The sequence below is a fragment of the Streptomyces sp. CA-135486 genome, assembly GCF_050936555.1.
In the GTDB taxonomy this organism is placed as follows: Bacteria; Actinomycetota; Actinomycetes; order Streptomycetales; family Streptomycetaceae; genus Streptomyces.
In genome coordinates, this window is sequence record NZ_JBNJMM010000001.1 from 3,161,145 (window position 1) to 3,187,077 (window position 25,933).

Below are 25,933 nucleotides of genomic sequence, written 5' to 3' on the forward strand. Positions count from 1 at the left end.
CTGGTTGGTGGCGGTAGCGTGTGATTCAGACGCCCGCCCGGCCGCGTCCCCTGACAGGAATGCGGAAGGGCGGGCGCCGTATTTGGCGCCCGCCCTCGGTGGTGGATCGGATCGGATCAGGCAGCGGCTGCCGCCTTGCGCTTGGCGGTGGTGCTGGCCAGGCGGAAGGACTGGGTGCCGGTCTCGATAATGTGGGCCTCGAAGGTGAGCCGGTCGACGATTGCCTGGCAGAGTCGCTTGTCGGTGAAGGTTTGGTCCCATTCGGTGAAAGGTCTGTTCGACGCGATCGCAACCGCGTGCCGTTCCTCTCGCTCGGTGAAGATCTGGAACAGCAGCTCGGCGCCGTGCCGGTCGAGCTTGACGTAGCCGAGCTCGTCCAGGCAGAGCAGATCGACCCGCCCGTACTTCTTGATCGTGCGACCGAGCTGCTTGTCCCCCGCGGCCTCGGCAAGCTCGTTCACCAGGTTCGCCGCGGTGGTGTAGCGGACCCGGCCGCCGGCCTCGGCAATCGCGGTGCCCAGGCCGATCAGCAGGTGCGACTTGCCTGTGCCGGAGTCGCCGATAAGGCAGAGCGGGTTGCCGGCCTGGACCCAGGCCGGCTGAGTGAGGGTGTTGATTACCTCCTGCGGGACGTTGGGGTTCTTCGTGAAGTCGAAGTCCTCGATCCGCTTGGGGCGGGGGAAGTTGGCTTCCTTGACCCGGCGGACCTTGCGGCGGGCGTCGCGGTCATCGCACTCGCTTTCCAGCAGATCGGCCAGGAAATCCGCGTAGGAAGCCTGCTCGCGCAGGGCCTGGGCGGCGAACTCCTCCCAGCGCGCACGGACCCCGGACAGGCCCAGGCTCCGACAGGCCGCATCGATCGCCTCTGACGGGTTCGGCCCGCGCTGGCCGGGCAGGCCGAAGGACCCCCACCGCCCCGTGGTCGCAGGGGCGGGGGTTGTGCTCTGCGTCATGCTGAGCCTTTCGGTTGGATAGAGAGCAACTGGCCGTAGGCGGCCAGTGATGGTTCAGGCCGGGAGTCCGGCGGCAGGGCGGGACGCCGCTGCGGCAGGGAGATGACCTGTGCGGATTCGGGGTCCGGTTCCGTCGGCTCCGCCGTGTCGGGCTCGGCCGCGACCGTGGATGTGTGCGGTGCGATGACGACCGGCGGTGGACCACCGGCGGCGGCGACCGCTTTGCGGGCCTCGATGGCCACCAGGTCCGGCGAGACCGATCCGGCCTCCAAGACGGCCTTCATGCCTGCGACGACCGCTTCGTCCGGCAGCCGCCGGTGCAACAGCAGGACCTCGATGAGCGCCCGGGTGCCCTCCGAGCGACCTCGGGACTCGATGGCCGCCGCCCAGAACGCGTCATGCGTCGTGGTGAACTGCCCGCTCTCGCGGGCCGCAGCCAGGCCGGTGGAGTGCTCCAGGGCGCCGGGCTTGTGCCTCAGGATCTCCAGGTAGTGGTCCAGCAGATCGCGGAAGCCGTAGCGGCCCGCCAGACGCGGATGACGGACCACGATCTCGTTCCGCTCGAAAACCCAGACCTCGTCCGCCCGCAGCGAGACCCGGACGTTGGTCCCGATGAAGCGGGCCGGGACCGAGTACTTGTTCTGCCGGACCGCGATCCGGGACGTCTTGTCGACCTTCGGCGTCAGCGTCAGCCCGATGTCGAAGTCTTCGAACGGCAACGGGGCCAGCAGCGGCGCCTCGTAGTCGAAGTCGAAGCCCACCGAGGTGGGCCGGTTGTCGATGTGCCGGACGTCCTCGGCGATCTCGATCTGCTCGATCTTCTCGTTCAGCTCGGCGAGCGTGTCGACCTCGGGAACCGGGACCAGGTGCGAGCGGCGGAACCGCCCGCCCTCGTGCTCAACCCCGCCCTTCTCATGGGCGCCCTCGACCCCGGGACGGCAGTAGAAGGCGTCGAATCCGTAGTGCGACCGGAAGGCCACCCACCTCTGCGACTCCACCCGCGAGCGGCCGAAACAGACCTGCGAGACCGCCGGCTTGAGGTTGTCGTAACGGATGTGCCGGGTCGGGATGCCGCCCAGAATCCGGAAGGCGTCCACGTGCCCCTGCATGAAGGCTTCCTGCCCGGACGTGGAGAACACCCGGTGGACCGCCTTGCCCGAATGCGACAGCCGCAGCGTGAAGAGCTGGCAAGCCATCGGCTTGCCGTCGACCCGTACCCAGACCTCGGCGAAGTCGACCTCGGCCTCCTCACCGGGCCGGTGGAACTGCGGAACCATGCCCTCCGTCAGCATCCGAGATCGCTCGGCCTCCTCACGGATCTGCGGCCGGCGCACCCGCAGATAGTCGTTGAGAGTGCTGTAGGCGACGGAGAACCCGTACTCGTCCCGCAGCCGGTCCATGATCCGCTTGTTGGTGTGCCGCTGCTTCGGCGGCGCGGTCAGATCCGACCGCAGCATTTCGTCGATCCAGTCCTTGCTCTGGTCAAGGACCGACCGACGCACCTCGATGGGCTTCCGCGCAGGTGGCAATGCACTGTCCAACGCCTGGCGCACCACCCGGCGGTGCACTCCGTAACGCCGAGCCAGACTCCGGACCGAGGCATCTTCCAGCCTGCGGTCACGACGAATCCGCTCGAACAACTCAACACGCTGCAAAACCCGGCCTCCTGACACGGCCAGCTGACAACCCGCACAGCGTGATCCCGGCCACGAACCCGGGTCAATCCGGCATTACTCCATACGAGTGCATCCCGCCCCAACGACTCTCGGGTGGGGCCAAAACAATCCGTTCCTCACCCGGGGCCAGAACAACCCGGTACCCCGGGGCCAAAAGAGGCCGTCCTAAACACACGATCCAGTGCTTCTTGAAGACCGGGTCATAGAAGACCCGGTCCAGGTACGCCTTGATCTCGACAGGGCAGCCGGGCAGCTTGCCCGACACATCGAGCTCGATGGCCGGCTCACCATCAGGCGTGGTCCAGATCTCCCACGGGGAGCGCTCGCGCCAGTCGATGTACGACTGGACGAATTGGAGCCCGATGCGACGCCATGCGTCGATGTCCTCGCTGGCGCTCCTGCGCCAGACGTTCTCGTTGGGCTCCTTAGCGCGGATCTTCTCCAGCTGGGCATCGAATTGCTGATGCCAGACGTTTCCCGCGGAGAAGCCCCTTTCCTGGCCGCGGGGGCCCGGCTCGGTGAGGGTCCACAGGTCGTAGAACTCCGTGGTCTCGTGAACGGCGGAGCCCCCAGCGAGCCAGAGGGCTGGCCGTTTGGGGGCTCCTGCAATGCGGCCCAAGAAATACGACTTGGCGCATCGCTCCAGGGTTTCCCTGGCGCTGAACGAAATGTGCTTAGGAGGCTCTGGCATTGGGTCCGTCTGGTCTCCCTACGTATTCGAGGATCACGGGCGGCTTGGGGTCGTGGAAGCGGACGTTCTCGGCCTTGACCCACTTCAAGGTGTTGCCGCGGCCCGCCTTGACCTGGACTCTGATCCAGCGGCCGTCTGCCGTCTGGCCGTGGTAATGGGCATCCGCCACCCGGCTGTTGTGGCGGACCCAGCAGTCCCGTCTTCCGCGCACATCCGGGAAGTCCGGTCCACTGGGCAACGGAAGGTCTATGACGACCGTGGCGGCCTGCACGTCCTGGGCCTTTCGGTGCTCCCGCCACTCCTGAATGAGCTCTTCAGCGAGGGTCTTGGTGATGCCGGTCATGCGCCGGATATCGGCCCAGTCCACAGGCGCCTCTTTGGGCCGGAGCCGGGACAGCTCCTTGCCCCAGGCAAGGCGTAGCGCCGGCTCCCAGCTCTTGGCCTTGCGAGGCAATTTGCGGCGCTCCAGATGCCGCTCATGCTCGTCTCTTCCGCCCCAGACTCCGAAATCCTCGCCCAAGGTGTCCCGGTGGCATTCCTCCAGTACGGGGCAGCGGGCGCAAATGGTCTTGGCGTAGTCCCAGGCCGCTTGCACTTCCGGGGCGGAGTGCGCCCCAGCTGGCTGGAGTTGGGGGTGAAGAACAGGCCGGCCGAGTACGCCCGGCACAGGGCCTGGTCTATCCAGCGCCTCTCCGGGTCATACAGCACTTCGCCTCCTATCGGTATTCGAAGTACGCCGCGATGGCGAGTACGCCGACACCCGCACCTATGGCGGCCTCGGCGAACGCCCAGGCGATGCGATTGCCGTTGTTCCGCAGGAAGCGGAAGAAGTGCAGTCGGTCGCGGATACGAGAAAGGCCGCCCTGAAGGCGGCCGGGGAGCTTGCGAGGGACGTTCACGTCAGTCCTTTCCTGAGCTGTTCGAGCTCGCGCCTCAGGCGCTCGTTCTCCTGGACCACGCGGTATCCGGCGCGGCTGCCGACGGCCTCCTGGCCGCGCTTGTACGCGAGCTCCAGGTGGCAGTGCGGCCTGCACGACGGCGGTGACCGCCGGGTAGCTCGTCTCCGTGTCCATGTACGGCGCGAGGGCTTCGCGTACGTCCACGCGGAGATCGAGGCGGCCTTCATCTCTGGTCTGGCCATGGGGCCTCCCAACGAGAAGAGCCACCGCGCTTGGCGGTGGCTCTTGGATATTCGCGCTGGTCGTGTGTCACGAACGCTGAGGGAGGCGTCGATGTAGGAGCTTCTGGAAGCGGTGCTGTGCAGGAGATGGAGGTAGGTCCTCCGGGGTCGCCCTGCAGGGGGAGGCTCCAAACCACCGCAGGCTGCGTCGGTTAAGTGCCGTTCGTGGTGAGCGCTGCGGGAAAAGGCGCGACGTGATCGCGTCAGGTGTGGGTCAGGAAGGCGAGCGGGAGCGAACCGCTGATGACGTGTCGTAACAAATTCCAGTGGCGTCGAAACCAGGGCGAGACCAGGGCTCTGGGACAAGTCCGGGGGGAGCCTGCTGACTGCCCGGATGGCGTTCGGCATGTAGGCGGCGCGAGCCTGACCTGGGCTCTTGCACGGAACGTGAGAACCTTTCGCCCCGATACTGCTGCTGGCCTGTGGGGCAGGCGGCGAGAGGGGATCCCCAAGCGGCCAACACCGCAAGGGGCCGAGTACCGATGCGGGGCACGGGGGCAGACCGTCTCGTAGTAGTGACGAAGCCCGGTAATGCGGGTGGAGCGAAGGGGACGGATCATCCAGGTCTGCTTGGCGGTCAACCGGAGCTCCCGGGAGGAGCCGGATGAGCGGGCCGAAGCCGTTCGAGATCTCGAAGCACGTGGTCTGGGAGGCGTATCTCAGAGTCAAGGCGAACCGGGGAGCGGCCGGGGTCGACGGTGAGTCGGTCGAGCCGTTCGAGGCTGACCTGCAAGGCAACCTCTACAAACTGTGGAATCGTCTGTCGTCGGGCAGCTACTTCCCACCGCCGGTGCGGATGGTGGAGATCCCCAAGCCCGGGGGATCGGGCAAGGTCAGGGTTCTCGGGGTGCCGACAGTCGCGGACAGAATCGCGCAGACGGCGGCGGCCATGGTCCTGGAACCGGAGGTGGAACCGGTGTTCCATCCCGATTCCTATGGATACCGGCCCCGCAGAAGCGCGCTGGACGCGGTCGCGGCGTGCCGGGAGCGGTGCTGGAGGACCGACTGGACGGTCGATATCGACATCCAGGGGTTCTTCGACAACCTCGACCGCGACCTGGTCCTCAAGGCGGTGGCTCACCACACCGACCAGCGGTGGATTCTGCTGTATGTGGAGCGCTGGCTGAAGGCTCCGCTGCGGCACAAGAGTGGCGAACTGGTCGCGCGGGATCGTGGGAGTCCCCAGGGCTCGGCGATCTCGTCCCTGTTGGCGAACCTGTTCATGCACTACGCGTTCGACACCTGGATGGATCGGGTCTTCCCGGGTGTCCGGTTCGAGCGCTACTGCGACGACATGGTGGTTCACTGCCGCACCGAGGCCGAGGCGCACCAGGTGCGTCAGGCGATCGGCCAGCGGCTGGCCGAGTGCGGGGGCTTGCGGCTGCATCCCGACAAGACCCGCATCGTGTACTGCAAGGACGGCAAGAGGCGTGGTTCGTACGAGCACGTCTCGTTCACCTTCCTCGGGTACACGTTCCGTTCGCGGAAGGTCCGGTCGAGGACGGGGAGTTACTTCTTCGGCTTCAACCCGGCGATCAGCGACGAGGCGGCCAAGCGCATCCGGGCGCAGATCCGCCGATGGCGGCTGCACCTGCGCAGTGGATCGTCCCTGGCAGACCTCGCACGGGAGATCAATCCCATCGTGCGGGGATGGATCAACTATTACGGCCGGTTCTATCCGTCCGCGTTGGTCCCGAGCCTGATGGGCATCGATCAGTATCTGATGCGATGGGCCACGCAGAAGTACAAGCGGCTCCGGCGTCGCCGGAGCCGGGCGTGGCAGGGCTTGGAGAGGACCGCCAAGCTTTACCCGGGGCTCTTCGCTCACTGGAAACTGCTCCGGCCTCGAACGACCGGGTGATGGGAGCCGTGTGAATCGAGAGGTTCAGGCACTGTTCTGAGAGAGCCGGGAGGTGAGATCCCTCCCGGCTACTCGCTAGGCGGCCAGGCGCATTTGAACGCGAATGGCACCTCTCGGTGCCTGCTCGCACGGGGCGTCACTCTACTGGTGCGGCGACCACGCCTCTCAACCCATGGCCGCAGCCCGTACGCAGAGCACATCCGGCAGATGCGAGGCGAGGAGCTGCCAGCTGTCCCCGTCGTCCGCGCTCGCGTACACCTCGCCGTTGCGATTGCCGAAGTAGACCCCGGCCGGATCGGCGTCGTCCGTGCGCAGCGCGTCCCGCAGCACCGTGCCGAAGTGGTCACCCTCGGGCAGCCCGGCCGACAGCGCCTCCCAGCTGCCGCCCGCGTCGCTCGTGCGGTAGACGCGACAGCGGCGTCCGGCAGGCACCCGGTCGATGTCCGCCGTGATCGGGAAGACGTAGGCCGTGTCGGGACGGTGCGGATGGGCGGCCACCGCGAAACCGAAGTCCGAGGGCAGGCCCGCGCCGATGTCGGTCCACGTGGCTCCCGAGTCGTCGCTTCGGTACACACCCCAGTGGTTCTGCAGATACAACCGGTCCAGATCGCCCGCGTCCTGCGCGATCTTGTGGACGCACTGGCCGAACTCCGGGTTGGGGTCGGGCATGAAGACCGCCGAAACCCCCTGGTTGGACGGCGCCCAGCTGGCGCCGCCGTCCTTGGACCGGAACACCCCCGCCGCCGACACGGCGACCGTCACGGCGTCCGGGTCCCGGAGGTCGGTCACCACGGTGTGCACCGCTTCACCGCCGCCGCCCGGCTGCCAGCTCGAGCGGGTCGGATGCTCCCACAGCGGCCGTACGAGCTCGAAGGTCTCCCCGCCGTCGTCCGAGCGGAACAGCGCGGCCGGCTCGGTGCCCGCGTACACCACGTCCGGCGCGTCGGGGCCGGCCGGATGCAGCTGCCAGACCCGCTCCAGGGACGCCCCCGTGTCCTTCGGGAACTTCACGGCCGGTTTCGGTGGCTCGACCCAGGTCTTGCCGAGGTCGTCGGAGTGGAACACCGAAGGACCCCAGTGCTCGCTGTCGCCGCCGACCACCAGCCGGGGCACGGCACGGCGCGTGTCGATCCCGATCGAGTACACGGCCTGGGCATTGAAGTGGGGGCCGTCGAACTCCCATGTGCCGCCGCGCCTGCGGCCGATGAAGAGCCCTTTTCGCGTGCCTACGGTCAGAAGTACGTCGGTCATTGCCGATACCTCCAGGACGCCCTTGTCGCGGATTACCTCGGTTGCGTATTGCTTCGGTTCTGGATTGCTTCGGTTGTGGATTGCTTCGGTTATGGGGCAAGTCTGCACCCGCCCACTGACAGCTCAGTCGACGACGGAACCGCCGGTGATGTTGATCGTGGTGGCCGTCATCGAGCGGGCCATGTCGGAGGCGGCGAAGACGGCCGCATTCCCCACGTCGGCGAGCGATGCCGGCCGCCCCAGCAGGGTCTGTCCCGCGATCTCCTCGGTGATCGCCTCCGCCCAGTCGAAACCCGTGGGGATCGTCTCCGGCACGCCGCCCGTCTGGAGGGTGAGGACGCGCACGCCGTGCGGGCCGAGCTCGGCGGCCAGGTTCCGGCGCAGGGACTCCAGGGCCCCGAAGGCCACCTGGAGGCCGCCCATGAAGTGGTTGCGCGGCGGGTCGCCGTAGCCGCCGAAGGCGAGGATCACCCCGGACTTCTGCCGGATCATGTGCCGTGCCGCGGCCCGGGAGGTGAGAAACATGGTCCGTACGGCGTTGTGCACCGGCTGTTCGAAGTCCACGAGGGCCATCTCGGCGAGCGGCGTCCCTTGGACATCCCCGTACGAGATCAGGTCGAACGAGATGTCGAGGCTGCCGGCCCGTTCGACCACGGCGTCGGCGTGCCGGTCGACCGCCGCCTCGTCGAGGGCGTCGACCTGATCGGTCTCGGCCGTGCCACCCGCGGCGCGGATGGCGTCGGCCACCTCCTCCAGGCTCTTGCGGGTGCGTCCTGCGAGATGGACGCGGGCACCCTCACGGGCGAAGGCGCGGGCGACCGCACCGCCGATGGCACCTCCGCCTCCGTAAATGACGGCGTTCTTGTTCTCGAGCAGCACGACGCGCCTCCTCGGTACGGACACTCAGTGCAGACCGGCCGCGGCCCCGGAACTCATCGGTGCCGCCATTACCAGTTGACCGGAGGTGTCCGCCGCCCGCGTGCCGAGCCTCTGGGCGGGCGTCGCCCTCGCGCCGTGGCGCGTCTGCTCGGGGCGGCAGCGCTGCCGCCCCGAGCGAGCGGCCGCTCAGACGGAGCGGTGGTACTGCTGCGGTACGTGGATCTCGCCGCACAGCTCACGTGCCGCGTTGGCGACCGCGGTCAGTCCCGAGGGCCGGAGCGGCCCCGCCGACGTCGGCATCTGGTCCGGCGCGAGGCGTCCCGACCCGACTGGAACAGCGCGCTCACGGCGGACTCCATTCGAGGCGGGACCGGTGTACGAGTCGTACGATAGTCATCATAGTACGGGGAATGTCAAACTACGAGAGGTCTCGTACAACCCGTGTCTCAGTGGCGCCCGGGAGTGTCCACCACGCGGAAGGTGGTGAGATCGGGGTCCGCCGCGCCCCGTACGTATCCGGTCGGCGCGGCGAGGGTGCGATGGAAGAAGTCGACGAGCTCGGGGGTGATGACCTCGCCGGGCAGCACATTGGGGATGCCGGGCGGATAGGCGGAGAGCGTGTCGGCGCTGATGCGGCCGACTGCCCGGCCGGCGGGCACGACCCGGCTGGGGGCGAGGAAGGCCTCCCGGGTGGTCATCCGGACCGGGCCCGGCTCCGGCAGTCGCAGCCGCAGGGGCGCCGCCGACGGAGCGAGCAGATCCGGAAGGGCGTGCAGGGCCTGTAGGAAACGGGCGGTGTCCGGGGCCGAGCCCGCGCCGACCACGGCCACGATTGCCGCGTCCGTCGCCACCTCCACCAGGATCTGATGGCGCCTCATGAGCTGCCAGCGCGCCTCGTGGCCAGGGATGCCGCCGGTGCGGGTGTTGATCGCGACCCGCAGCGGATCGACGGCGGCGATGTCGGCGAAACGCCCGAAGTCGTCGCTCACCACCGAGAACCGGCCCGGCGCGCGCACGGCGGCGCGCATGGCGTCGGCCGCCTCGATGGACGTGGCGATCGCGTCGGCCGAGGTGGCGAGAGTCTGCCGCGCGGTGTCCAGCGAGGCGAGGAGCAGGGAGCTGGCGCTGGTCGACTGGGTCAGGTGGAACACCCGGTCGACGAGCGGTTCCAGCACATCCGCGAACGGGCCGTCGGCCAGGTGCAGCATCGCGGACTGCGTGAGACTGCCGCCGAGCTTGTGCGTACTCGAGATGACGATGTCCGCCCCCTGCGCGAGGGCGTTGGCCGGCAGGTCCGGATGGAAGCCGAAGTGGGCTCCCCATGCCTCGTCGACGATGAGCGGGACGCCCGCGCGGTGCGACACCTCCGCCAGGGCCCGTACGTCGGCCACCGCGCCGAAGTAGCTGGGCGTCACGACATACGCGGCGGCCGCCTCCGGGTGGGCGGCGAGTGCGCCGGCGAGATCGTCGGCGGAGATGCCGTGGGCGATGCCGAGCGACGGGTCGACGGACGGCTGCACGAAGGCGGCCCGCTGGCCCGAGAGGACGAGCCCGTCGATGACGCTCGAGTGCACGCTTCGCTGGACGACCAGGGTCTCGCCGAGGGCGCGCGAGACCAGGGTGGCCATGCGATTGCCCTGCGAGGCCCCATTGGTGAGGAACCAGGTGCGCCGGGCGCCCCAGGCCTGAGCGGCGAGGACGCGAGCGCGGTCCAGGGGGCTGCCGGGGCCGAGGTCGATTCCGTCGAGCAGCGGAGGGACGTCGAGTGCCAGCGGTGCGGATCCCACCAACTCGGCGAGCGCGCCGAAGCGATGGGGTGCGGCGCTGTGTCCGGGGACGTTCAGCCGCAGCCAGTCGGTCCCGGAGTGCGCCCTGAGGGCCTCGGCGTACGGGGCGGTGAGCTGTTGCTCGGTCGAGGGGCGGAGGTCGGCCGGAAGGGCGGTGCTCGGGGTCATGTACGAGACATTGGCAGCGCTCTGGACTATCGAGAAGCCTGCAGTTATCTCTAGATGTACAGAGAACTTCTACAGCTGGGTGCACAGTGTTCGATCTCCGCCATCTCCAGGTGCTGCGTGCCGTCGCGCGAGAGGGCTCGCTCGCGGCGGCTGCGCGATCGCTGCACCACAGCCACCCGACCATCGCGCACCACCTGACCACCCTTGAGGCGCACTTCGACGCACGGCTGGTCCACCGGGGGCCGCGCGGCACCGCGCTCACCGAGGTCGGTGAGGCCCTGCTGCCGCATGCCGAAGCCATCCTGGAACGGATGCTGCTCGCCGAGCGGGAGACCCGCGACGTCGTGGCGCGCGGCTCCTGCGCCCTGCGGGTCGGTACGTTCCCCACTGCGGGCGCGCTACTGCTGCCACCCGCGGTCAGGACGCTGCACGAGGCCGGCGTGCAGGTCTCGCTCACCGAGGGGGAGCTGCCCGAGCTGCTGCGCGGGCTGCGTTCCCGCGAGTTGGATCTGTCCCTCGTCTTCTCGCAGCCGGCCGACCGCCTCGATCTGGCGGAGGAGTTCACGGTCCACCCCTTGCTCGAGGACCCGCTGCTCCTGGTGCTGCCGGCCGATCATCCTCAGGCCGCCCTGGCACGCGTCCCGCTCGACGCCCTGCGTACGGACAAGTGGATCATGGGTACGACGGACTGGGATCCCTGCGACCGCGTGCTTTCGTGGGCGTGCGCGCAGCACGGCTTCGAGCCGGTGCACGGGATGAGGACCGACGACTATGCCGTGATGCAGGGCTTTGTCGCCGCCGGGATCGGCGTGGCGCTGGCGCCGAGGCTGGGGCTGAACAATCCGCGTACCGACATCGCGGTCCGCCCGGTCGCGGGCCCGCCGCTGGCCCGGCAGATCGGCGTTGCGATGCTGCACGCGACAACGGCGCGCAGCGCCGGGCAACTGCTCGCAGCACTGCGCGCCGAGTCGGCACGTATTCGGTCGCACTGGTTGGATACGTGAGCGCCTCAGGCGCGGATCTCCTGAGTGCAGCACTTCGCCCCGCCGCCCGCCTTGCGGAACTCGGAGAGATCCACGGGGATGGGCACATACCCGCGCGCCTCGATGCTTTCGATGAGTCCCGTCGCGTCCTGCGCGATCACCACATTGCGCCCGTCGGATAGGGAGTTGAGCCCGAAGGCCAGCGCATCCTCGCGAGCGGAGACGACGGCATCGGGGAAGAGTGCCTTCAGAACCTTCTGACTGCCCTCCGAGAAAGCGCCCGGATAGTAGGCGATATTGCTCTCGTCGAGAGCGAAGAGCGCTGTGTCCAGGTGGTAGAAGTGCGGGTCGACCAGGTGCAGGCTCACCGTCGGCGTGCCGAAGAATTCCTGGGCCTCGTGATGGGCGGCCGGCAGCGTACGGAACCCCGTGCCGGCGAGGATGAATCCGCCGACGGGGGTGAAGTCGCCCTCCCCTTCGCAGGTATGGGAGGGGACGCGCGTCTCGAAACCCGCGCCCGCGAACCAGGTGCGGTAGTGGCCGGCCTCCGGCTGCCGCTCCGGGGCGTGGAACTGGGCGCCGAACACCTTCCCGTCGAGTACGAGCGCCGCATTGGCCGCGAACACCATGTCGGGGAGATCGACGACCGGCTCGACCGTGTCGACGGTATGGCCGAGCTCGCGATAGAGCGATACGAGCCCGTCCCACTGCTTTTGCGCCAGTGCTGTGTCGACCGGCTCGGCGGAGGTCATCCAGGGGTTGATGGAATACCGGACGTCGAAGTGCTCCGGAGGGCAGACAAGATACCGACGCTGCTTCACAGTTCGGACGGACGGCATCCTCGTTTTCCTTTCCCTTGGGCTGAGGGATACCGACCACGCTAGAGATTGGTGACGGACAGCAACAAGACGAATGAGTTGCGTGTTCTCGCAACTATGTTGCGTATAAGGGGCCTGGAGCCACCACTTGTTACGTGAGGTCCGGCGCGAGGCGTCCCGACCCGGCCTCGGGGCTGCTCGGCAGAAGGTGCGTGAGCACGATGAAGGTGTTGGTGGCCTTCACAAAGGGCTCCGACCGGATCCGTTCGAGGACGTCCTCGAAGTGTGCGACGTCGAGCGCCCTGATGTGCAGGATCGCGTCTGCCCGGCCGGTGACCGTCACGGCCGACTGGATCTCGGGGTGAACGCGCACCACGTCCGCAAGCCGCCTGGGCGGAGCGGCGTCGTCGCAGAACACCTCCACATAGGCCTCGGTGTGCCAGCCCAGGGCCGAGGGCTTCACCACCGTGGTGAATCCCGTGATCACCTGTTGCTCCCGCAGGCGGTCCACCCGGCGTTTCACGGCGGGCGCCGAGAGGCCGATCGACGCGCCGATCTCCCGCAGGCTCGCGCGCGCGTCGGCCATCAGCGCCGCGATGATCTTGCGGTCGAGTTCATCCAGGTCGGCTCCGCGCCGGGACATGGCGTCATCTCCTCTCGCAGTTCGCGGTGATCCTGTCACCCCTCGCCCCGAAATGCGCGTGCGGGCTCCACCCTGCGAACGTGCGGGCTCCACTCTGCGCCCGGCGCTCTCCGCCTGGTACGAGATTTCCCGTATTACGTCGAGTGTCAAACTACGAGAGACTTCGTACAATGGAGACCCCGGATGAAGTGGAGCCGCCGCCGTGACCACCGCGACAAGCCCCCGCGTGCTCGCTCACCCCACCCGCGACGAGATCCGACTGGAGAATGTGCTCCATGCGCTCTCCGACCCGATGCGGCTGCGTGTGGTGCGTGAGCTCGCGACGGCAGCGGACGAACTGTCCTGTTCGCACTTCGACCTGCCCGTGACCAAGTCGACGACCACCCACCACTTCCGCGTACTGCGTGAGAACGGCGTGATCCAACAGATCTACCAGGGCACAGCCAAGATGAACGGGCTGCGCCGTGCCGACCTGGACGCGCTTTTCCCCGGCCTGCTGGACAGCGTCCTCGTTGCCGCGGAGCGGCAGGCGGAGCGCCACGGCGACAGCTGACGCCGTCCCCCGGCGGCAGCGCACGTCTCCCGCAGGCTGCCGCGGAGGCGGGCACAGCCCGCTCGATCAGCCGGCCGTGCCGTGTCCCGCCGCAGTCAACAGGCCCGGCCAGTCGTCGATCTTGACGGACCCTCGGCCGAGCGTCACGCCCAGCGCCGACTCCGCCGCCTCGATCGCCAGCCAGCCCGGCCACTGGACGGGGCGGTGTCCCGACTCCCGCAGCGCCGCCAGCGGATCGGCGGCGACCGGACGCAGGGCGAGCACCGCCGCGTCGTCGAGCAGTGAGGCCACCGTCTCCTTGGCACACGGCCGGTTGGTGCCGATCACCCCCGTCGGTCCGCGCTTGATCCATCCCGCCACATACTCCCCGGGGGACGGAACCCCGTCCCGCAGCACCCGTCCACCGAGGTGCGGGACTGTCCCGTGCCGCTCGTCGAACGGCAGCCCCGCCAGCGGCACGCCCCGGTAGCCGACCGCCCGCAGTACCAACTGCGCCGCGATCTCCTCGTACGCTCCGGTGCCCCGCACGCCGCCCTCGCCGTCCGGAACGGTGCGCTCGAAGCGTACGGCCGCCACCCGGCCTGCGTCTTCGAGCAACTCCACCGGGCGCAGGAAGAACCGCAGATGGATCCGGCGCTCCTGGCCCCGGGCGGGCTGCGCCGCCCAGCCGCGTACGACATCGAGGTTGCGCCGGTTGACCGCGGGCAGCGCAGCGGCGGCGGAAGGGTCCTCGTACGCCGGGTCCAGTGCGAGATCGGCGGGCTCGACCACGACCTCCGCCGATGGCAGCGCGCCGAGCTCCCGCAGCTCCTTGGTGGTGAACTTCGCCTGTGAAGGGCCGCGCCTGCCCACCATGTGCACCTCGCGAACCCGGCTCAGGCCGAGCGCGCCGAGCGCCGCCTGCGGCACATCGGTGGGGCGCAGCTCGTCCGCACCCCGGGCGAGGATGCGGGCGACATCCACGGCCACATTCCCGACGCCGATCACCACGGCCGAACTCGCCCCGAGCGCAAAGCCGTTGCCCGACGCGTCGGGGTGTGCGCTGTACCAGGAGACGAAGTCGGTGGCCGAGTGGCTGCCGGGCAGATCCTCACCCGGAATGCCGAGCCGGCGGTCCCGGGCGGCTCCGACGCAGTACACGACCGCGTGGTAGAGGTCCAGCAGCCGCTCGGGACCGAGCCCGTGTGTGCCCACCTCCACATTGCCGATGAAGTCGATCCGCTCGTGCTCCAGTACGGTGCGCAGATTGTTCTGGAGGGACTTGATCTTCTCGTGGTCGGGCGCGACTCCGTAGCGCACGAGTCCGTAGGGGCAGGGGAGCCTGTCCAGTACGTGCACCCGCACGTCCGGTACCTGGCTCTGCTGGACGAGATCCTGAGCGGCGTAGACCCCGCTGGGTCCCGATCCGACGACGGCGACGCGAAGCACAGCTGCGCTCCTTCCCGCAGGGGGACTCCAGCATTGCACCGGTGTGCGCGGCTGGGGAGATGCCGCTGACGGGGTGCCTTGGGGCGACGTGCCGCGCGTGCCGCCCCAGTGACTCATGATTTGCCTGGTTACGTGCTAATTGTGCAAGAAACTACGTTTCTTAACGCTAATGATCAGTATGACCCGCGTGGGCCGCTGCCCCGCCCGCCCGTCTGGGAGCTTCAGGGCCAGGGCACGGTCACCCATGGCGCGGGGCCGGCGCAGCCGCCGCACGACCTTCCCCCGCCCTGGTTCAATGTCCGGCTGACCTTCGCCGACGGCGCATGGATCGACGTACTCGCCGTCGTGGACGGCGAAAGGCTCGCCATCGAGGACCTACGGGCGGACCCGCCGCTGCCGCTGGAGAGCTTCGCGGCGCTTGCCGGCCGGATCGAGGATCCACTGGGGCACGCGTGCGGGGTGACAGCGCAGCAGCCGCCCGACCGCCCCGTGAGCTCAACGGAACAGTTCCCGGGGTCCGGGGGCGCGCAGCAGCTGCGATGGGCGCCGCCGGAATGGGCCGCGGCCTCCGCCGACGCGCCGCGATCGGACGGCCCGATGGTCGCGCCGGGAGGGGGCGCCGTCCCTGCGGACCTTCCGGTGGCGGACTTCGGCGCCGTTGGCGCGCCGCGCCGGGACGACGGCGCCGCCGGCGCGCACGGATGGGACTCCGCTCTGCCGGACTCCGTCCCTGCCACTCCGGTGGCGGACATCGGCGCCGCCGGCCCGTCGCGCTGGGCCCCCGTCCCCGCAGCCGCTCCCGGTTCGGGCGACCCGCACGCGGGCGCTCCGTCGTCGGTCCGGCGGCGGGCCCGGCCGGCCATGCCGCGCGGCAGGGGTGGCCGGCGGATCGCGGCCGACGCCTACCGAGCCGCGCAGCAGGACGGTCGCGACCCCGTGCTCGCGGTCATGGGCGCGACCGGCCGCAGCCGCCGTAAGGCGCTGCGCCTCATCGCGGGCGCCCGCGACGAGGGCTATCTGCCGCCCCGCCGCAACCGCCGCCGGTCCGACCCCGCACAGGCGCCCGTCACATCGAGCGCATCCGGTTGATCTCGCTCGTCTGCTGGGCGATCACATCATTGGCCATTTCCTCGATCAGGACGTTGTTGCCCTCCGAGAGGACCTCCGTGGCCATGGTGAGCGCACCCTGATGGTGAGTGATCATCAGCTTCAGGAAGAGTTCGTCGAACGCCTTGCCCTTCGCGGCGCGCAACTGCGCCAGTTGGGCCGGTGTGGCCATCCCCGGCATCGCCGCCCCGCCGTGGTCGTGGCCGCCCTTCCCCTTCGCCCCGCCGTTGTTTTTCAGCCAGCCCTGCATCGCGCCCATCTCCGGCTTCTGGGCCGCGGCTATGCGCTCCGCCAGCCGTTTGACCTGTGTGGATCCCGCGCGATTGGGTGCCAGGGTGGTCATCTCCACTGCCTGGCCGTGGTGCGTGATCATCATCTGTGCGTAGGAGAAGTCGGCCGAGTTGGGGGAGTCGTCGGGTGCGGCCTTCGCGGCCTCCTCCGCCGAGAGAGTCTTCGCCGGCTCGCCCGGCTTGCCCGGCGCCACCACCGACGGTCCGGTACCCCCCTTGGCCTTGGCGGGAGCGCCGGAGTCCGACTCGCAGGCGCCCAGGGTGAGTAAGGCGGCAGTGACCGCGGCCAGGGCGACCGACGTGCGGACACGCGCGGTCCTTCGACGGTTCAACACGGAGACCTCCTGGGGCACTTGGGGTGTCTGGGGACCGTCCTAGCACGCTTCCGCACGGTGGTGATCAAAAACTTTCATTACGTCTCTGTTGCCATCTGTTGAGATGTGCATGCAAAGGACGATACTGCCGAGGTCCGTGAACCGTTCGACTGTGAACGGATACAAGGGAGGACGCAGTGACCCTGTTGCACACCACCCGAGTGCGGCGCAGACGTCTGGGCGTGGCGGCAGCCGCGGCCGGACTCCTCGCCACTCTGCTGACGGCCGGACCCGCGGCCGCCACACCGGACCCCGGGGACACCCCCGCCCAGGGAAAGGTCTTATCGGGGCAGGCCGCCGACACCGAGGCGGCCATCAAGAGCGGCGAGATACCCCCGGTGGACGCGGTCGTCCACAGCGACAACGTCGAACACCTCATCAACATCCCCAAGGACGCCCTCAAGGGCACCAACTCCGACCTGGCCTTCCAGGGCAAGTACGCCTACGCGGGCAATTACGACGGGTTCCGGATCTTCGACATCAGCAACCCGAGGGCCCCCGAGACCGTCGCGCAGGTCCTGTGTCCCGGGTCGCAGAACGATGTCTCCGTCTCCGGTGACCTGCTCTTCCTCTCCACCGACTCCTCGCGCAACGACAACTCCTGCAACAGCACCACGCAGCCCGCGACGGAGAAGTCGTCCTGGGAGGGCATGAAGATCTTCGACATCAGCGACAAGCGCAACCCGAAGTACGTCGCCGCCGTCGAGACCTTCTGCGGCTCCCACACGCACACGCTGGTGCCGGAGCGCCGCAACGTCTACATCTACGTCTCCTCGTACTCGCCGAACGCGACCTTCCCGGACTGCCAGCCGCCGCACGACGGAATCTCCGTCATCAAGGTGCCGCGCAAGGCCCCCGAGAAGGCGGCGGTCGTGAACTTCCCGGTGCTCTTCCCGGGCGAGGGCCCGGACGGCGGTGGCAACCCGGGCTCGCCCACCAACCCGGGCGTCTCCAAGACCACCGGCTGCCACGACATCACGGTCCTCCCGTCCAAGGACCTGGCCGCCGGCGCCTGCATGGGTGACGGCATCCTGTTCGACATCGAGGACCCCGAGCACCCGAAGGTCATCGACCGGGTCCAGGACAATGTGAACTTCGCGTTCTGGCACTCGGCGACCTTCAACCAGAAGGCCAACAAGGTCGTCTTCACCGACGAGCTCGGCGGCGGCGGCGCGGCCACCTGCAACGCCACGGTCGGCCCGAACCGCGGCGCCGACGGCATCTACGACATCGTTGGCAGGGGTGACCATCGCAAGCTGGTCTTCCGCAGCTACTACAAGATCCCCCGCTATCAGGCGGACACCGAGAACTGCGTCGCCCACAACGGCTCGCTGATCCCGGTCAAGGGCCGCGATCTGATGGTCCAGGCCTGGTACCAGGGCGGCGTCTCGGTCTGGGACTTCACCGATTCCGCCAAGCCCAAGGAGGTCGCCTACTTCGAGCGCGGCCCGCTGAGCGCGGACACGTTGGTGGGCGGCGGTGCCTGGTCGGCGTACTACTACAACGGCTACATCTACGCGAACGACATCGCCAAGGGCTTCGACGTGCTGAAGCTCGACGACCGGCGGACCAATCCGGCGAAGCGGGTGCGGCTGCACGAGCTCAATGTGCAGACCCAGCCCGACTACTTCGACCGCGACTGATCCAGAAGGTCCCGGGAGTCCGGGGCGCCGATATACGTTCCGCCGGGCGGCTCCCCGCCCGGCGGAACGCCGAGCTCCCAGTCCAGCCCGTACCGCTGGAACAGCTCCGCGCGCAGCCGGGCGCGCGGCATGGGCACCCCCGGCAGCAGCATCGCGAAGACCGCGCCCATCAGCTGGGCCCGCAGCAGCGGATAGTCGGCGTCGACGTCATGCGATCCGTACCGGTCCACCGTCTCGCGCAGCAGGGCGGCGAGCCGCTGCTGCTCCGGGCACTGCACAAACCCCTCGGCCTGCAGTACCCCGGACATGTGCGTCCGCATCAGTACGGGATGGTCGGCCGCGAGCCCGAGAATGGCGTCGATCGCCCGCGCCAGCAGCTCCCGCCCGTCGTCGGTGCGGGGCTCGCGCTCCAGCGCCGCCTCCAGCGTGAGATGCATCAGGCGGTGCACGGCCGATTGCAGGAGCTGGCGTTTCCCCGGGAAGTAGTACGAGACAAGGCCGCGCGCCGAGCCCGCCCTGTCGGCGATGTCGGCCAGCGTCGTCGACTCGTACCCGCGCTCTCCGACCAGCTCCACGGTCGCCTGGAGAAGCCGCTCCCGGGAACGCCGACGAAGCTCTTCATTGACCGATGCGCTCCGCGGGGACATGCTTGACTCCTGCGTTGACTGGCTCTCAGCCAATATACTCAGGGTGTCCCGCTGTACGGTCCTCAGGGCCTGTTCAGCGGGCGTGCTGCCCGAACCGGGCGACGCGGGGGATCGTCCGGTTCGGGCAGTTTTGTCATACCTTCAGTGTGCCTCTGTGCATCGATTCGAAGCTCTGGCCCCGCCTTCTGGTTGACGAATCCGGTCAGCTGACAAGTCCGGTCAAGGGACGAGTCCGAGCACCGGGCGCAACCCCGCCGGGCGCTCGTCCACCGGCAGATGATCCACGAAATGGACGGCACAGCCGAGATCCGCGGCCCCCGCGTCCGCCTTTCTGTCGTCGCCGACCATCAGGACCTCGCCCGGGGACCGGCCCAGCGCCTCGCACGCCACGCGGAAGAGCCGCACATCGGGCTTCTGCACACCGTGCTCGTACGACAGGGCATACGCGTCCACCCAGACGTCCAGGCCGTGGGCGCGGAAGACCGGCCGCGGATCCCAGCCGATATTGCTGACCACCGCGACACCCACACCCCGCTCCCGCACTGTGCTCAGCACCTCTGCCGCATCGGGGTAGGGGCGCCAGGCCGCGGGCGTCATATGGCGGTCGTAGAGCGCGTCGTACAGACCCGGATCCGGCAGCTCCACCTGACGTGCGAGACCGGTGTAGGCGGCCCGGTGCCGCTCAGCACTCTCGTCGCGGGTCCGCCACAACTCGGCGAGATGCGGCGGCATCCAGCGCGGGGACGAGCCGCCGGGGAGCGCGCCAGCATCCGCAAGCTGCTCGGCGTACCGGGCCAGTTCGGCATCCGGCAGGGAGCTGCCCCGCTCCTCCAGTACCGCGCACAGCCAGTCCCGCACCGGTTCGATACGAAAGAGCGTTCCGGAGAAGTCGAAGAGCACACCCTTGATCGCCATGAGTGTGATCCTTCCGGGGTCAGCGCTCTCGGTTCAAGACCACACGTTCGTACGCGGCGATCGAGAGGGCAACCCAACAGGCACCGATCAGCCAGCCGCCCAGCACGTCCGACGGCCAGTGCACGCCAAGGTAGAGCCGGGTGAAGCCCACACCGACGACGGAGACGGCCGCGGCCGCCACGCTCAGTCGCCAGAGCCACTTTCCCGCTCCGTACCGCCTGAGCAGCCACAGAAGCAGCCCGCAGCTGACCGTGGCGGTCACGGCATGGCCGGAGGGGAAGGCCGCGTAGTGGGCGGAGTCGATCGGATCCAGCCAGTGCGGCCGCTGCTTGCCGACGGCGGACTTCAGCCCCTGCTGAACCAGAGAGCCCACCGCGCTCGTCGCAGCGACCCACGCCCCGAGCAGCCACTCCCGCTTCAGCAGCAGCCAGATGACGGCGGCGGCTGTCAGCGCACGCATCGTCCAGGGGTCCCACACCCAGTCGGTGAGGACCCTGTTCACCCGGGTGAGCTCCGGCTCGTGCACCGCCCAGTGGTGCAGCCCCTCCGCGACCGTACGGTCGAAGGAGACGAGGGGGGAGAAGGACGCCGCCACAAGGATCAGCAGTGCGGCCGACAGGACAGCGAGCACCGCGCACGTTCTGGCAGCCGCGGAGAGGGAGCTGTGCGGAGGCGGAGCGTGAGGCGCCGGTCGCGGTGGGTGCATGGGGGAGATCATCGCTGCCGAGCGTCGCGGAACGCTAGCCCAGCGCGCGCAGCCCCGGTCCGATGGCCACCAGCAGCGGGACGAGGGGCACCAGCGTGGCGGCCGCGGCCAGTCCCAACCGGCGGCGTGGGGTCAGTCGCGGCGCCGGGGTCAGCAGCCGGTTCACCCGCTGCGGCAGCTGGGCGCCCGGAGTGGGGCAGGGTCCGAACACCCCGCGGTCCTCGTTGAGTTCGACCAGGGCAAGCGCGATCGTCAGCCGGCCGAAGCGCCTGGAGGCGACGTCGTCGGCCGCCAACTCGACCAGCCGGTGCATCTCGTCGCGGAACGCCGCGAACACCGGGATCTGCGGAAAGCCGCCTGCGAGCGCGGCGGAACAGTGCAGCAGCCAGTCGTGCCGGGCCCGGGCGTGGCCCTGCTCGTGTGCCAGTACAGCATCGAGCTGACGGCCCTTCAGGCGCCGCAATGCGGCCGTGGTGATGACCAGTTGGGGTGCCGCTCCCGACAGCCACCAGGCGTCCGTCCGCTTGCCCTCGAGGACGACAAGGGGCTCGCTGCCCGGCTCCTCGCCCGGCAGCCGCGGGGAGCGCACCAGAACCTCCCTGCGCTGCTTCTTGCGCCGGACATGGGCGCGATGGATCTCCTGGGTGAGCTTCGCGCCGGTCCACAGGCCACCGCAGGCCAGGATCACGGCGAGGACGGCGGCCCACGGCTCGTCCGCGCCGAGGGCGTAGGCCTCGACCACCGCATGCGGCGCGGACGCGAAAACGTGACCCCGTACGAGCTGCCAGGCGGCGGCCGCGCTGAACGTCATGGAGAGCCCGAAGCACAGCAACACGGCCGCCACGACGCACTGCCACACCCACAGGGCAACCACGGGCTCGCGCTCCGGCCACTCGGCGCGCGCCACGAGCCGCGGGGCCACGACGGCGGCCAGTGCGCCGAGAAGCAGCAGCTCGAGGGAGACCCACATGGCGCCAGCCTATGAGCGCGGGGCTACTTGCGGGTATGTCCTTGCACGCCAAGTGACGTACGACACGGGTTCGCCGCCGCGGGCAGCGGGGTGCTCAGAGAGCGAGCAGCATCGCCAGCATGGCGAGGCCCATGGCGAGCCGGCAGGCCGGCGCCAGCTCGGGGCGCGCACCCCAGGCGACCGTCACCGCACCGCCCGCGGGGGAGGCCACGGGCACCAGCCGGACGCCCGAGCGCAGTACGTATACGGCGTAGTACGCGAGCAGCGCGCCGGTGAGCAGCGGGACCCCGGCCGCCGCGTGGCCGGCATGGACCCCGCCACCGGTCGTCATCGCCACCGCCATGTAGACCATCGCGAGCGAGCCAACGGCGTGGTGCAGATGGTGGCCGGCGAGGTGTGCGGGCCGCAGGGCGCGCAGTGCTGCCGCGCCGAAGACCGCCGCGTACACCACCCACCCCCACTCGGGCAGCGCGAACACGGCCGCGGGCGCCGCCATCACCGCCATCCCGAGGCCCATCAGCGCCTCGCCGCCGGCCGCCGTGCGTGCCTCGCCGGAGCAGCTGCGCATCCGCATCAGGCAGTACGCGGCCGTCACCCCGCACAGCGTCACGACCAACCAGCCGGACAGCACGGGTCCGTGCACGGCGCACCTCCCCTTCGACGGTGTCGAGGGGTCGATGCCCGGCCGCCGGGGGGCCCACGCGAGCGCACGGGGGTGCAGGGGGAGCACGGGGCGTGGTGCGAGCCCGTGAGCAGTGCCTCAGGGGCGGTAGCGCAGCGGATGATCGGCGGGGACCTCGACAATCGCGATCCGATGGCCGTCCGGGTCGGCGATCCACATCTCGATCAGCCCCCACGGCTCACGCCGGGGCGGCCGCAGCACCTCTACGTCCTGCCCCGCCAGCTCGGCGTGCACCGCGGCCGCGTCCGCCACCTGGAGCCACAGCTCGGGCCCGGTCGCCGCGGGCGCCTCCGAGCGCCCCGACACCTCGAGAAACCCGCCGCCCAGGAAGTAGACGGTGCCCCGCTCGGGGCCGGTCCCGAACTCGCGGTAGACCGGCAGGCCGAGTGTCTGCCCGTAGAACCGCCGGGACCGCTCGGGGTCGGTCGGGCGCAACAGGATCCGGCTGCTCAGCACATGCACCATGAGCAAACCCTAGGCCCGGGATAGTCTCGGGACACCTGTGCCGAGCCGAGATGGGAAAGCCGCACCATGGACACCGCACCGCCCCGGGACTCCGCCGTTCTCACCTACCGCGACGCCGTCGAGGCCGACGTCCCGGCGCTCGTCCCGCTGATCGAGTCCGCGTACCGCGGTGAGGCGAGCCGGGCCGGGTGGACCACTGAAGCGGACATCCTCGACGGGCGGCGCACCGACCCGGAGGGCGTCCGCGCGGTCATCACGGCACCCGGCAGCACCCTCCTCGTCGTGGAGCGCGGCGGTGAGATGGTCGCCTGCTGCCAGCTCGAACACCGCGGTGAGGCCGCCTACTTCGGCATGTTCGCGGTCCGCCCCGAGCGCCAGGGCGGGGGCCTCGGACGGCGGATCCTCGCCGAGGCCGAGCGCACCGCACGCGAGCGCTGGGGCGTCCGCGAGATGCACATGACCGTGATCTCGGTCCGTGAGGAACTGATCGCCTGGTACGAGCGCCGCGGCTACCGCCGTACGGGAAAGATGAGCCCCTTCCCGTACGGCGAAGAGCGCTTCGGCATCCCGCAGCGCGACGATCTGGCCTTCGAGCTGCTGGTGAAGGACCTGTAGGGCATATAGGACCCTGCGCGACGACCTTACGCAGCGAGGCCGCTGGGACCGCTCAGGCCGCTCAGGCGGTGAAACGGCCGGTACGCCGGATCTCGGGGAAGTCGGTGGTCGCGCCGTCCAGCTCAAGGGCGCGCACCAGCCGCAGATGGTCCTGGGTGTTCACCACCCAGCCGATGACCTGCAGCCCCTCGCCGTGCGCGTGCTCGACGGTCTCCAGGGTCAGCCTGCGGATGTTCAGCGCGAGCGACGCGGCGCCGACCGCCTTCGCCCGGTCGACGATGTCGGCGCCCCAGCGGCTGGCGATGAGCACGGTCCGTGCCCCCGGAACCAGCTTGGCGATCTCGGCGATCGCGTCGTCGTGGAACGACGACACCTCGACCCGGTGGACGAGATCGCGGCGGACCATCACCTCGGCGAGCGCCCGCGCCGCGGCCACGTCCTTGATCTCCGCCTGAAGGGGCGCCCGCACCGCGTCCAGTACCTCCTCGAAGACCGGCACCCGCTCGCCGTCCCCGGCGTCGAGCTCCCGCAGCTCGGCGAGGGTCTTGTCGGCGATGGGGCCGGTCCCGTCGGTCGTACGGTCCACGTCGGCGTCGTGCATGACGGCGAGCGCGCCGTCCTTGCTCAGGTGCAGATCCAGTTCGATGGCGTCCATGCCGGACTGTTCGGCCCGGACGAAGGAGCGCAGGGTGTTCTCCGGCTCGACGCCCATGACCCCGCGATGACCGATGGTGAGGAAAGTCAAGATTCTCTCGCTTCCGTCGACGGCGGCTCCCGCGCGGCGCATCCCGGCTGCCACACGGCAAGCACGCAGCCTAACGGCCTGCCTCCGTGATGGAACCGGTCTCGCGCGGTGGAGTGGAGTGGTCCGCTCTGGCTGCCGCGATCCCAAGGACGAAACCGGTGATGAGGGCTGTGACAAGGACGGCACGGGTGCTCACGCGGCAGGCTCCGGGGCGATTTTGGCGAGATACGGACCTCCCGTCCTACCGGTGGCCGCCCGCTCGTCGCGAACCGCGTCACTCGCCAGTGGGCGCGTCCTGCGCGGCTTGACGCGATACGGAGCCCGCACCGCCGAGCCGCGCCCCTGACCCCTTCATCGGTATGGGACGCCCCCAACCGCAAAACTTTCGGCGATCACGGGGGTGTGACAGGATAATTTCCTAAGGTTCTACTTGTATGGAAGAACCACAGACCTATACGGTGTCTTGACGCGAGGTTCTCCTGTGGAGGAAGTGACATGACGGAAATTCTTGTGCAGGACGCTGCCGAAGGGCGCACATCCCACACCGCACCGGTGATTGAGCACCCGGCCTGGCCGAAACTCAAGAATGCCGTCGAGGAGATCCGGCCCTGGCAGTCCAAGGACGGCTCCATAGACTTCGACGCCGAGGGTGCCCCCTCGCGCATCACGGTCGAGGCGGCGCTCGACCGCGTGCTCGACGCCGTGGACGAGCTCTCCCCGCTGGTCCCGCACGACGTCGCGTACCACCGCGCGCTCGTCGCCGATCTGCACAAGTGGGCCGACAGCGGCTTCGGTGTACCCGACTTCCTGGACTCGCTGCTGGCCTTCCAGCCCGCGGCCGGACGCGTCGACGGACTGCAGCACCTGGTCCTCTTCCCCATGTACACGCAGAACGGCAACCCGGACCGCAACCTCGAAGCGGTGGTGCTGCGCATGGTCTGGCCCGAGTGGCTCGCCGAGCTCGAGCGCACCCGCTACGACAACCCTCTCTTCTGCGGCATCACCTTCGAGGACTTCACCTCCGGCTACGACACCAACTCCGCGGTGCTCTTCCCGGAGACCATCGCCGTGCGCGAGGCCCCCGAGCGCTTCAGCTGGGGCGGCATCTTCTGCGACCGCGAAGCCGCCCGCTTCCGCACCGTCACCGACGAGGCCGTGCGGATCCTCGGTCTCGAACTGCCCGACGACATCAGCGAGATGGTCGGCGACCAGGAGCGCTGCCAGCAGGCGTTCGTGCTCTGGGACATGGTGCACGACCGCACCCACAGCCATGGCGACCTGCCCTTCGACCCGTTCATGATCAAGCAGCGCCAGCCGTTCTGGATGTACGGCCTCGAGGAGCTGCGCTGCGACCTCACCGCCTTCAAGGAGGCCGTGAAGCTGGAGGCCGAAGGCAACCAGCACGGCCGCGATGTGCAGTACGCGGTGCTGTTCGACCGGATGTTCCGCTTCCCGGTCACCGGCGACCGGGTGCGCAACTACGACGGCCTCGGTGGTCAGCTGCTCTTCGCGTACCTCCACAAGCACGATGTGGTGCGCTGGACCGACAACACGCTGAAGATCGACTGGGACCGCGCGCCGCAGGTCACCAACCAGCTCTGCGCCGAGATCGAGAAGCTCTACAAGGACGGCATCGACCGTCCCAAGCTGGTGCACTGGTTCGCCGCGTACGACCTCGTCTCGGCCTATCTCGCACCGCACCCCGGATCCCGCTGGGCCAAGGGCCCCGACGCCCTCGATCTGTCACAGCCTCCGCGCAAGCTCGTCGACGACGTGCTTCCCGACGAGTTTCCGCTCAGCATGTTCTATGAGGCGCTCTCCAAGAAGCTCAAGGCCGTGATCGCCTCCACCAAGGGGATCACCGCGGCGGGCGCCGAGCGGATCGCCGCGTGAGCGCTCGTAC

27 protein-coding genes are annotated in these 25,933 nt (G+C 69.2%); 7 read left to right on the forward strand and 20 right to left on the reverse strand.

Annotated elements, in window-relative coordinates; all coding sequences use genetic code 11:
• Nucleotides 1-116: 116 nt before the first annotated feature.
• The 6 genes from istB to ACQEVG_RS14365 form a co-directional block, all read right to left on the reverse strand.
• Nucleotides 117-953, reverse strand: coding sequence for an IS21-like element helper ATPase IstB (gene istB / locus ACQEVG_RS14340; protein ID WP_432982428.1), 837 nt, complete (start codon nucleotides 951-953; stop codon nucleotides 117-119).
• Entirely contained in the window at nucleotides 950-2,626 is a 1,677-nt protein-coding gene (istA, locus tag ACQEVG_RS14345) for an IS21 family transposase (protein WP_432982431.1), read from the reverse strand. Before istA ends, istB begins: the two co-directional genes overlap by 4 nt.
• Before the next feature lie 46 nt (nucleotides 2,627-2,672).
• Entirely contained in the window at nucleotides 2,673-3,320 is a 648-nt protein-coding gene (locus tag ACQEVG_RS14350) for a PD-(D/E)XK nuclease family protein (RefSeq protein WP_432982434.1), read from the reverse strand.
• Nucleotides 3,304-3,915, reverse strand: coding sequence for a WhiB family transcriptional regulator (locus ACQEVG_RS14355; RefSeq protein WP_432982437.1), 612 nt, complete (start codon nucleotides 3,913-3,915; stop codon nucleotides 3,304-3,306). The genes ACQEVG_RS14350 and ACQEVG_RS14355 overlap by 17 nt, the downstream gene beginning before the upstream one ends.
• Before the next feature lie 121 nt (nucleotides 3,916-4,036).
• Complete coding sequence (locus tag ACQEVG_RS14360) at nucleotides 4,037-4,219, reverse strand: hypothetical protein (RefSeq protein WP_432982440.1); 183 nt, start codon at nucleotides 4,217-4,219, stop codon at nucleotides 4,037-4,039.
• On the reverse strand, nucleotides 4,216-4,461 hold the full coding sequence (locus ACQEVG_RS14365; protein WP_432982443.1) for a hypothetical protein: 246 nt from the start codon (nucleotides 4,459-4,461) through the stop codon (nucleotides 4,216-4,218). Before ACQEVG_RS14365 ends, ACQEVG_RS14360 begins: the two co-directional genes overlap by 4 nt.
• A gap of 643 nt (nucleotides 4,462-5,104) precedes the next feature.
• Between ACQEVG_RS14365 and ltrA the strand changes: the two genes are divergently transcribed.
• Nucleotides 5,105-6,361 carry a group II intron reverse transcriptase/maturase gene (ltrA, locus tag ACQEVG_RS14370; protein WP_432982446.1) on the forward strand — a complete coding sequence of 419 codons (1,257 nt, stop codon included), beginning with the start codon at nucleotides 5,105-5,107 and terminating at the stop codon, nucleotides 6,359-6,361.
• Nucleotides 6,362-6,526: 165 nt separating this feature from the next.
• Here the strand turns inward: ltrA and ACQEVG_RS14375 are convergent, their stop codons facing one another.
• The 3 genes from ACQEVG_RS14375 to ACQEVG_RS14385 all read right to left on the reverse strand — a co-directional run bounded on the left by ACQEVG_RS14375 (nucleotide 6,527) and on the right by ACQEVG_RS14385 (nucleotide 10,446).
• The gene (locus ACQEVG_RS14375; RefSeq protein WP_432982449.1) at nucleotides 6,527-7,612 is read right to left on the reverse strand and encodes a WD40/YVTN/BNR-like repeat-containing protein; all 1,086 of its coding nucleotides are present in this window, start codon (nucleotides 7,610-7,612) and stop codon (nucleotides 6,527-6,529) included.
• Between the two features lie 123 nt (nucleotides 7,613-7,735).
• Entirely contained in the window at nucleotides 7,736-8,491 is a 756-nt protein-coding gene (locus ACQEVG_RS14380) for an SDR family NAD(P)-dependent oxidoreductase (protein WP_432982452.1), read from the reverse strand.
• Nucleotides 8,492-8,937: 446 nt separating this feature from the next.
• Nucleotides 8,938-10,446 (reverse strand): aminotransferase class I/II-fold pyridoxal phosphate-dependent enzyme, encoded by a 1,509-nt coding sequence (locus ACQEVG_RS14385; RefSeq protein WP_432982455.1) that lies wholly within the window; start codon nucleotides 10,444-10,446, stop codon nucleotides 8,938-8,940.
• 86 nt (nucleotides 10,447-10,532) lie between these two features.
• On the opposite strand from ACQEVG_RS14385, the gene ACQEVG_RS14390 reads away from it, so the two are divergent.
• Complete coding sequence (locus tag ACQEVG_RS14390; RefSeq protein WP_432982458.1) at nucleotides 10,533-11,450, forward strand: LysR family transcriptional regulator; 918 nt, start codon at nucleotides 10,533-10,535, stop codon at nucleotides 11,448-11,450.
• Nucleotides 11,451-11,455: 5 nt separating this feature from the next.
• Here ACQEVG_RS14390 and ddaH read toward each other — a convergent pair whose 3' ends face one another.
• Both ddaH and ACQEVG_RS14400 read right to left on the reverse strand, forming a co-directional pair.
• Entirely contained in the window at nucleotides 11,456-12,268 is an 813-nt protein-coding gene (gene ddaH, locus ACQEVG_RS14395; protein WP_432982461.1) for a dimethylargininase, read from the reverse strand.
• A 130-nt stretch (nucleotides 12,269-12,398) separates the two neighbouring features.
• Nucleotides 12,399-12,890 (reverse strand): Lrp/AsnC family transcriptional regulator, encoded by a 492-nt coding sequence (locus tag ACQEVG_RS14400; protein ID WP_432982464.1) that lies wholly within the window; start codon nucleotides 12,888-12,890, stop codon nucleotides 12,399-12,401.
• A 202-nt stretch (nucleotides 12,891-13,092) separates the two neighbouring features.
• Between ACQEVG_RS14400 and ACQEVG_RS14405 the strand changes: the two genes are divergently transcribed.
• On the forward strand, nucleotides 13,093-13,443 hold the full coding sequence (locus ACQEVG_RS14405; RefSeq protein WP_432982467.1) for an ArsR/SmtB family transcription factor: 351 nt from the start codon (nucleotides 13,093-13,095) through the stop codon (nucleotides 13,441-13,443).
• Nucleotides 13,444-13,509: 66 nt separating this feature from the next.
• On the opposite strand, the gene ACQEVG_RS14410 is transcribed toward ACQEVG_RS14405, so the two are convergent.
• Nucleotides 13,510-14,871: an FAD-dependent oxidoreductase gene (locus ACQEVG_RS14410; RefSeq protein ID WP_432982470.1), complete on the reverse strand. Its 1,362-nt coding sequence runs from the start codon at nucleotides 14,869-14,871 to the stop codon at nucleotides 13,510-13,512.
• Nucleotides 14,872-15,012: 141 nt separating this feature from the next.
• Between ACQEVG_RS14410 and ACQEVG_RS14415 the strand changes: the two genes are divergently transcribed.
• A complete protein-coding gene (locus ACQEVG_RS14415; RefSeq protein ID WP_432982473.1) occupies nucleotides 15,013-15,960 on the forward strand; it encodes a DUF6214 family protein in 948 nt (315 codons plus the stop codon).
• Here ACQEVG_RS14415 and ACQEVG_RS14420 read toward each other — a convergent pair.
• Nucleotides 15,938-16,603: a DUF305 domain-containing protein gene (locus tag ACQEVG_RS14420; protein ID WP_432982476.1), complete on the reverse strand. Its 666-nt coding sequence runs from the start codon at nucleotides 16,601-16,603 to the stop codon at nucleotides 15,938-15,940. The two genes, ACQEVG_RS14415 and ACQEVG_RS14420, sit on opposite strands and share 23 nt — an antisense overlap.
• Nucleotides 16,604-16,779: 176 nt before the next feature.
• On the opposite strand from ACQEVG_RS14420, the gene ACQEVG_RS14425 reads away from it, so the two are divergent.
• Nucleotides 16,780-18,285, forward strand: a complete 1,506-nt coding sequence (locus ACQEVG_RS14425; RefSeq protein WP_432982479.1) for an LVIVD repeat-containing protein — start codon at nucleotides 16,780-16,782, stop codon at nucleotides 18,283-18,285.
• On the opposite strand, the gene ACQEVG_RS14430 is transcribed toward ACQEVG_RS14425, so the two are convergent.
• The 6 genes from ACQEVG_RS14430 to ACQEVG_RS14455 form a co-directional block, all read right to left on the reverse strand.
• Entirely contained in the window at nucleotides 18,267-18,932 is a 666-nt protein-coding gene (locus ACQEVG_RS14430) for a TetR/AcrR family transcriptional regulator (RefSeq protein ID WP_432982482.1), read from the reverse strand. The two genes, ACQEVG_RS14425 and ACQEVG_RS14430, sit on opposite strands and share 19 nt — an antisense overlap.
• Before the next feature lie 219 nt (nucleotides 18,933-19,151).
• Nucleotides 19,152-19,847 (reverse strand): HAD family hydrolase, encoded by a 696-nt coding sequence (locus ACQEVG_RS14435; RefSeq protein WP_432982485.1) that lies wholly within the window; start codon nucleotides 19,845-19,847, stop codon nucleotides 19,152-19,154.
• A gap of 19 nt (nucleotides 19,848-19,866) precedes the next feature.
• Nucleotides 19,867-20,478 carry a phosphatase PAP2 family protein gene (locus ACQEVG_RS14440; protein WP_432982488.1) on the reverse strand — a complete coding sequence of 204 codons (612 nt, stop codon included), beginning with the start codon at nucleotides 20,476-20,478 and terminating at the stop codon, nucleotides 19,867-19,869.
• Nucleotides 20,479-20,587: 109 nt separating this feature from the next.
• Entirely contained in the window at nucleotides 20,588-21,523 is a 936-nt protein-coding gene (locus ACQEVG_RS14445) for a M56 family metallopeptidase (RefSeq protein ID WP_432982491.1), read from the reverse strand.
• A gap of 94 nt (nucleotides 21,524-21,617) precedes the next feature.
• A complete protein-coding gene (locus ACQEVG_RS14450) occupies nucleotides 21,618-22,166 on the reverse strand; it encodes a DUF5134 domain-containing protein (RefSeq protein ID WP_432982494.1) in 549 nt (182 codons plus the stop codon).
• A gap of 117 nt (nucleotides 22,167-22,283) precedes the next feature.
• Nucleotides 22,284-22,670: a VOC family protein gene (locus ACQEVG_RS14455; RefSeq protein WP_432982497.1), complete on the reverse strand. Its 387-nt coding sequence runs from the start codon at nucleotides 22,668-22,670 to the stop codon at nucleotides 22,284-22,286.
• Nucleotides 22,671-22,736: 66 nt separating this feature from the next.
• Between ACQEVG_RS14455 and ACQEVG_RS14460 the strand changes: the two genes are divergently transcribed.
• Nucleotides 22,737-23,285: a GNAT family N-acetyltransferase gene (locus tag ACQEVG_RS14460; RefSeq protein ID WP_432982500.1), complete on the forward strand. Its 549-nt coding sequence runs from the start codon at nucleotides 22,737-22,739 to the stop codon at nucleotides 23,283-23,285.
• Between the two features lie 61 nt (nucleotides 23,286-23,346).
• Here the strand turns inward: ACQEVG_RS14460 and ACQEVG_RS14465 are convergent, their stop codons facing one another.
• On the reverse strand, nucleotides 23,347-24,030 hold the full coding sequence (locus ACQEVG_RS14465) for a glycerophosphodiester phosphodiesterase (RefSeq protein WP_432982503.1): 684 nt from the start codon (nucleotides 24,028-24,030) through the stop codon (nucleotides 23,347-23,349).
• Between the two features lie 495 nt (nucleotides 24,031-24,525).
• Here ACQEVG_RS14465 and ACQEVG_RS14470 point away from each other — a divergent pair, with 495 nt between their 5' ends.
• On the forward strand, nucleotides 24,526-25,923 hold the full coding sequence (locus tag ACQEVG_RS14470) for a DUF6421 family protein (protein ID WP_432982506.1): 1,398 nt from the start codon (nucleotides 24,526-24,528) through the stop codon (nucleotides 25,921-25,923).
• Nucleotides 25,924-25,933 lie beyond the last annotated feature (10 nt).

Excerpts from the sequence above, each read along its gene's own strand:
- istB (WP_432982428.1), bottom strand. The coding sequence starts at position 953 with ATGACGCAGAGCACAACCCCCGCCCCTGCGACCACGGGGCGGTGGGGG.
- ACQEVG_RS14350 (WP_432982434.1), bottom strand. The coding sequence starts at position 3,320 with ATGCCAGAGCCTCCTAAGCACATTTCGTTCAGCGCCAGGGAAACCCTG.
- ACQEVG_RS14365 (WP_432982443.1), bottom strand. The coding sequence starts at position 4,461 with ATGGCCAGACCAGAGATGAAGGCCGCCTCGATCTCCGCGTGGACGTAC.
- ltrA (WP_432982446.1), top strand. The coding sequence starts at position 5,105 with ATGAGCGGGCCGAAGCCGTTCGAGATCTCGAAGCACGTGGTCTGGGAG.
- ACQEVG_RS14375 (WP_432982449.1), bottom strand. The coding sequence starts at position 7,612 with ATGACCGACGTACTTCTGACCGTAGGCACGCGAAAAGGGCTCTTCATC.
- ACQEVG_RS14385 (WP_432982455.1), bottom strand. The coding sequence starts at position 10,446 with ATGACCCCGAGCACCGCCCTTCCGGCCGACCTCCGCCCCTCGACCGAG.
- ddaH (WP_432982461.1), bottom strand. The coding sequence starts at position 12,268 with ATGCCGTCCGTCCGAACTGTGAAGCAGCGTCGGTATCTTGTCTGCCCT.
- ACQEVG_RS14400 (WP_432982464.1), bottom strand. The coding sequence starts at position 12,890 with ATGTCCCGGCGCGGAGCCGACCTGGATGAACTCGACCGCAAGATCATC.
- ACQEVG_RS14430 (WP_432982482.1), bottom strand. The coding sequence starts at position 18,932 with ATGTCCCCGCGGAGCGCATCGGTCAATGAAGAGCTTCGTCGGCGTTCC.
- ACQEVG_RS14435 (WP_432982485.1), bottom strand. The coding sequence starts at position 19,847 with ATGGCGATCAAGGGTGTGCTCTTCGACTTCTCCGGAACGCTCTTTCGT.
- ACQEVG_RS14445 (WP_432982491.1), bottom strand. The coding sequence starts at position 21,523 with ATGTGGGTCTCCCTCGAGCTGCTGCTTCTCGGCGCACTGGCCGCCGTC.
- ACQEVG_RS14455 (WP_432982497.1), bottom strand. The coding sequence starts at position 22,670 with ATGGTGCATGTGCTGAGCAGCCGGATCCTGTTGCGCCCGACCGACCCC.
- ACQEVG_RS14460 (WP_432982500.1), top strand. The coding sequence starts at position 22,737 with ATGGACACCGCACCGCCCCGGGACTCCGCCGTTCTCACCTACCGCGAC.
- ACQEVG_RS14470 (WP_432982506.1), top strand. The coding sequence starts at position 24,526 with ATGACGGAAATTCTTGTGCAGGACGCTGCCGAAGGGCGCACATCCCAC.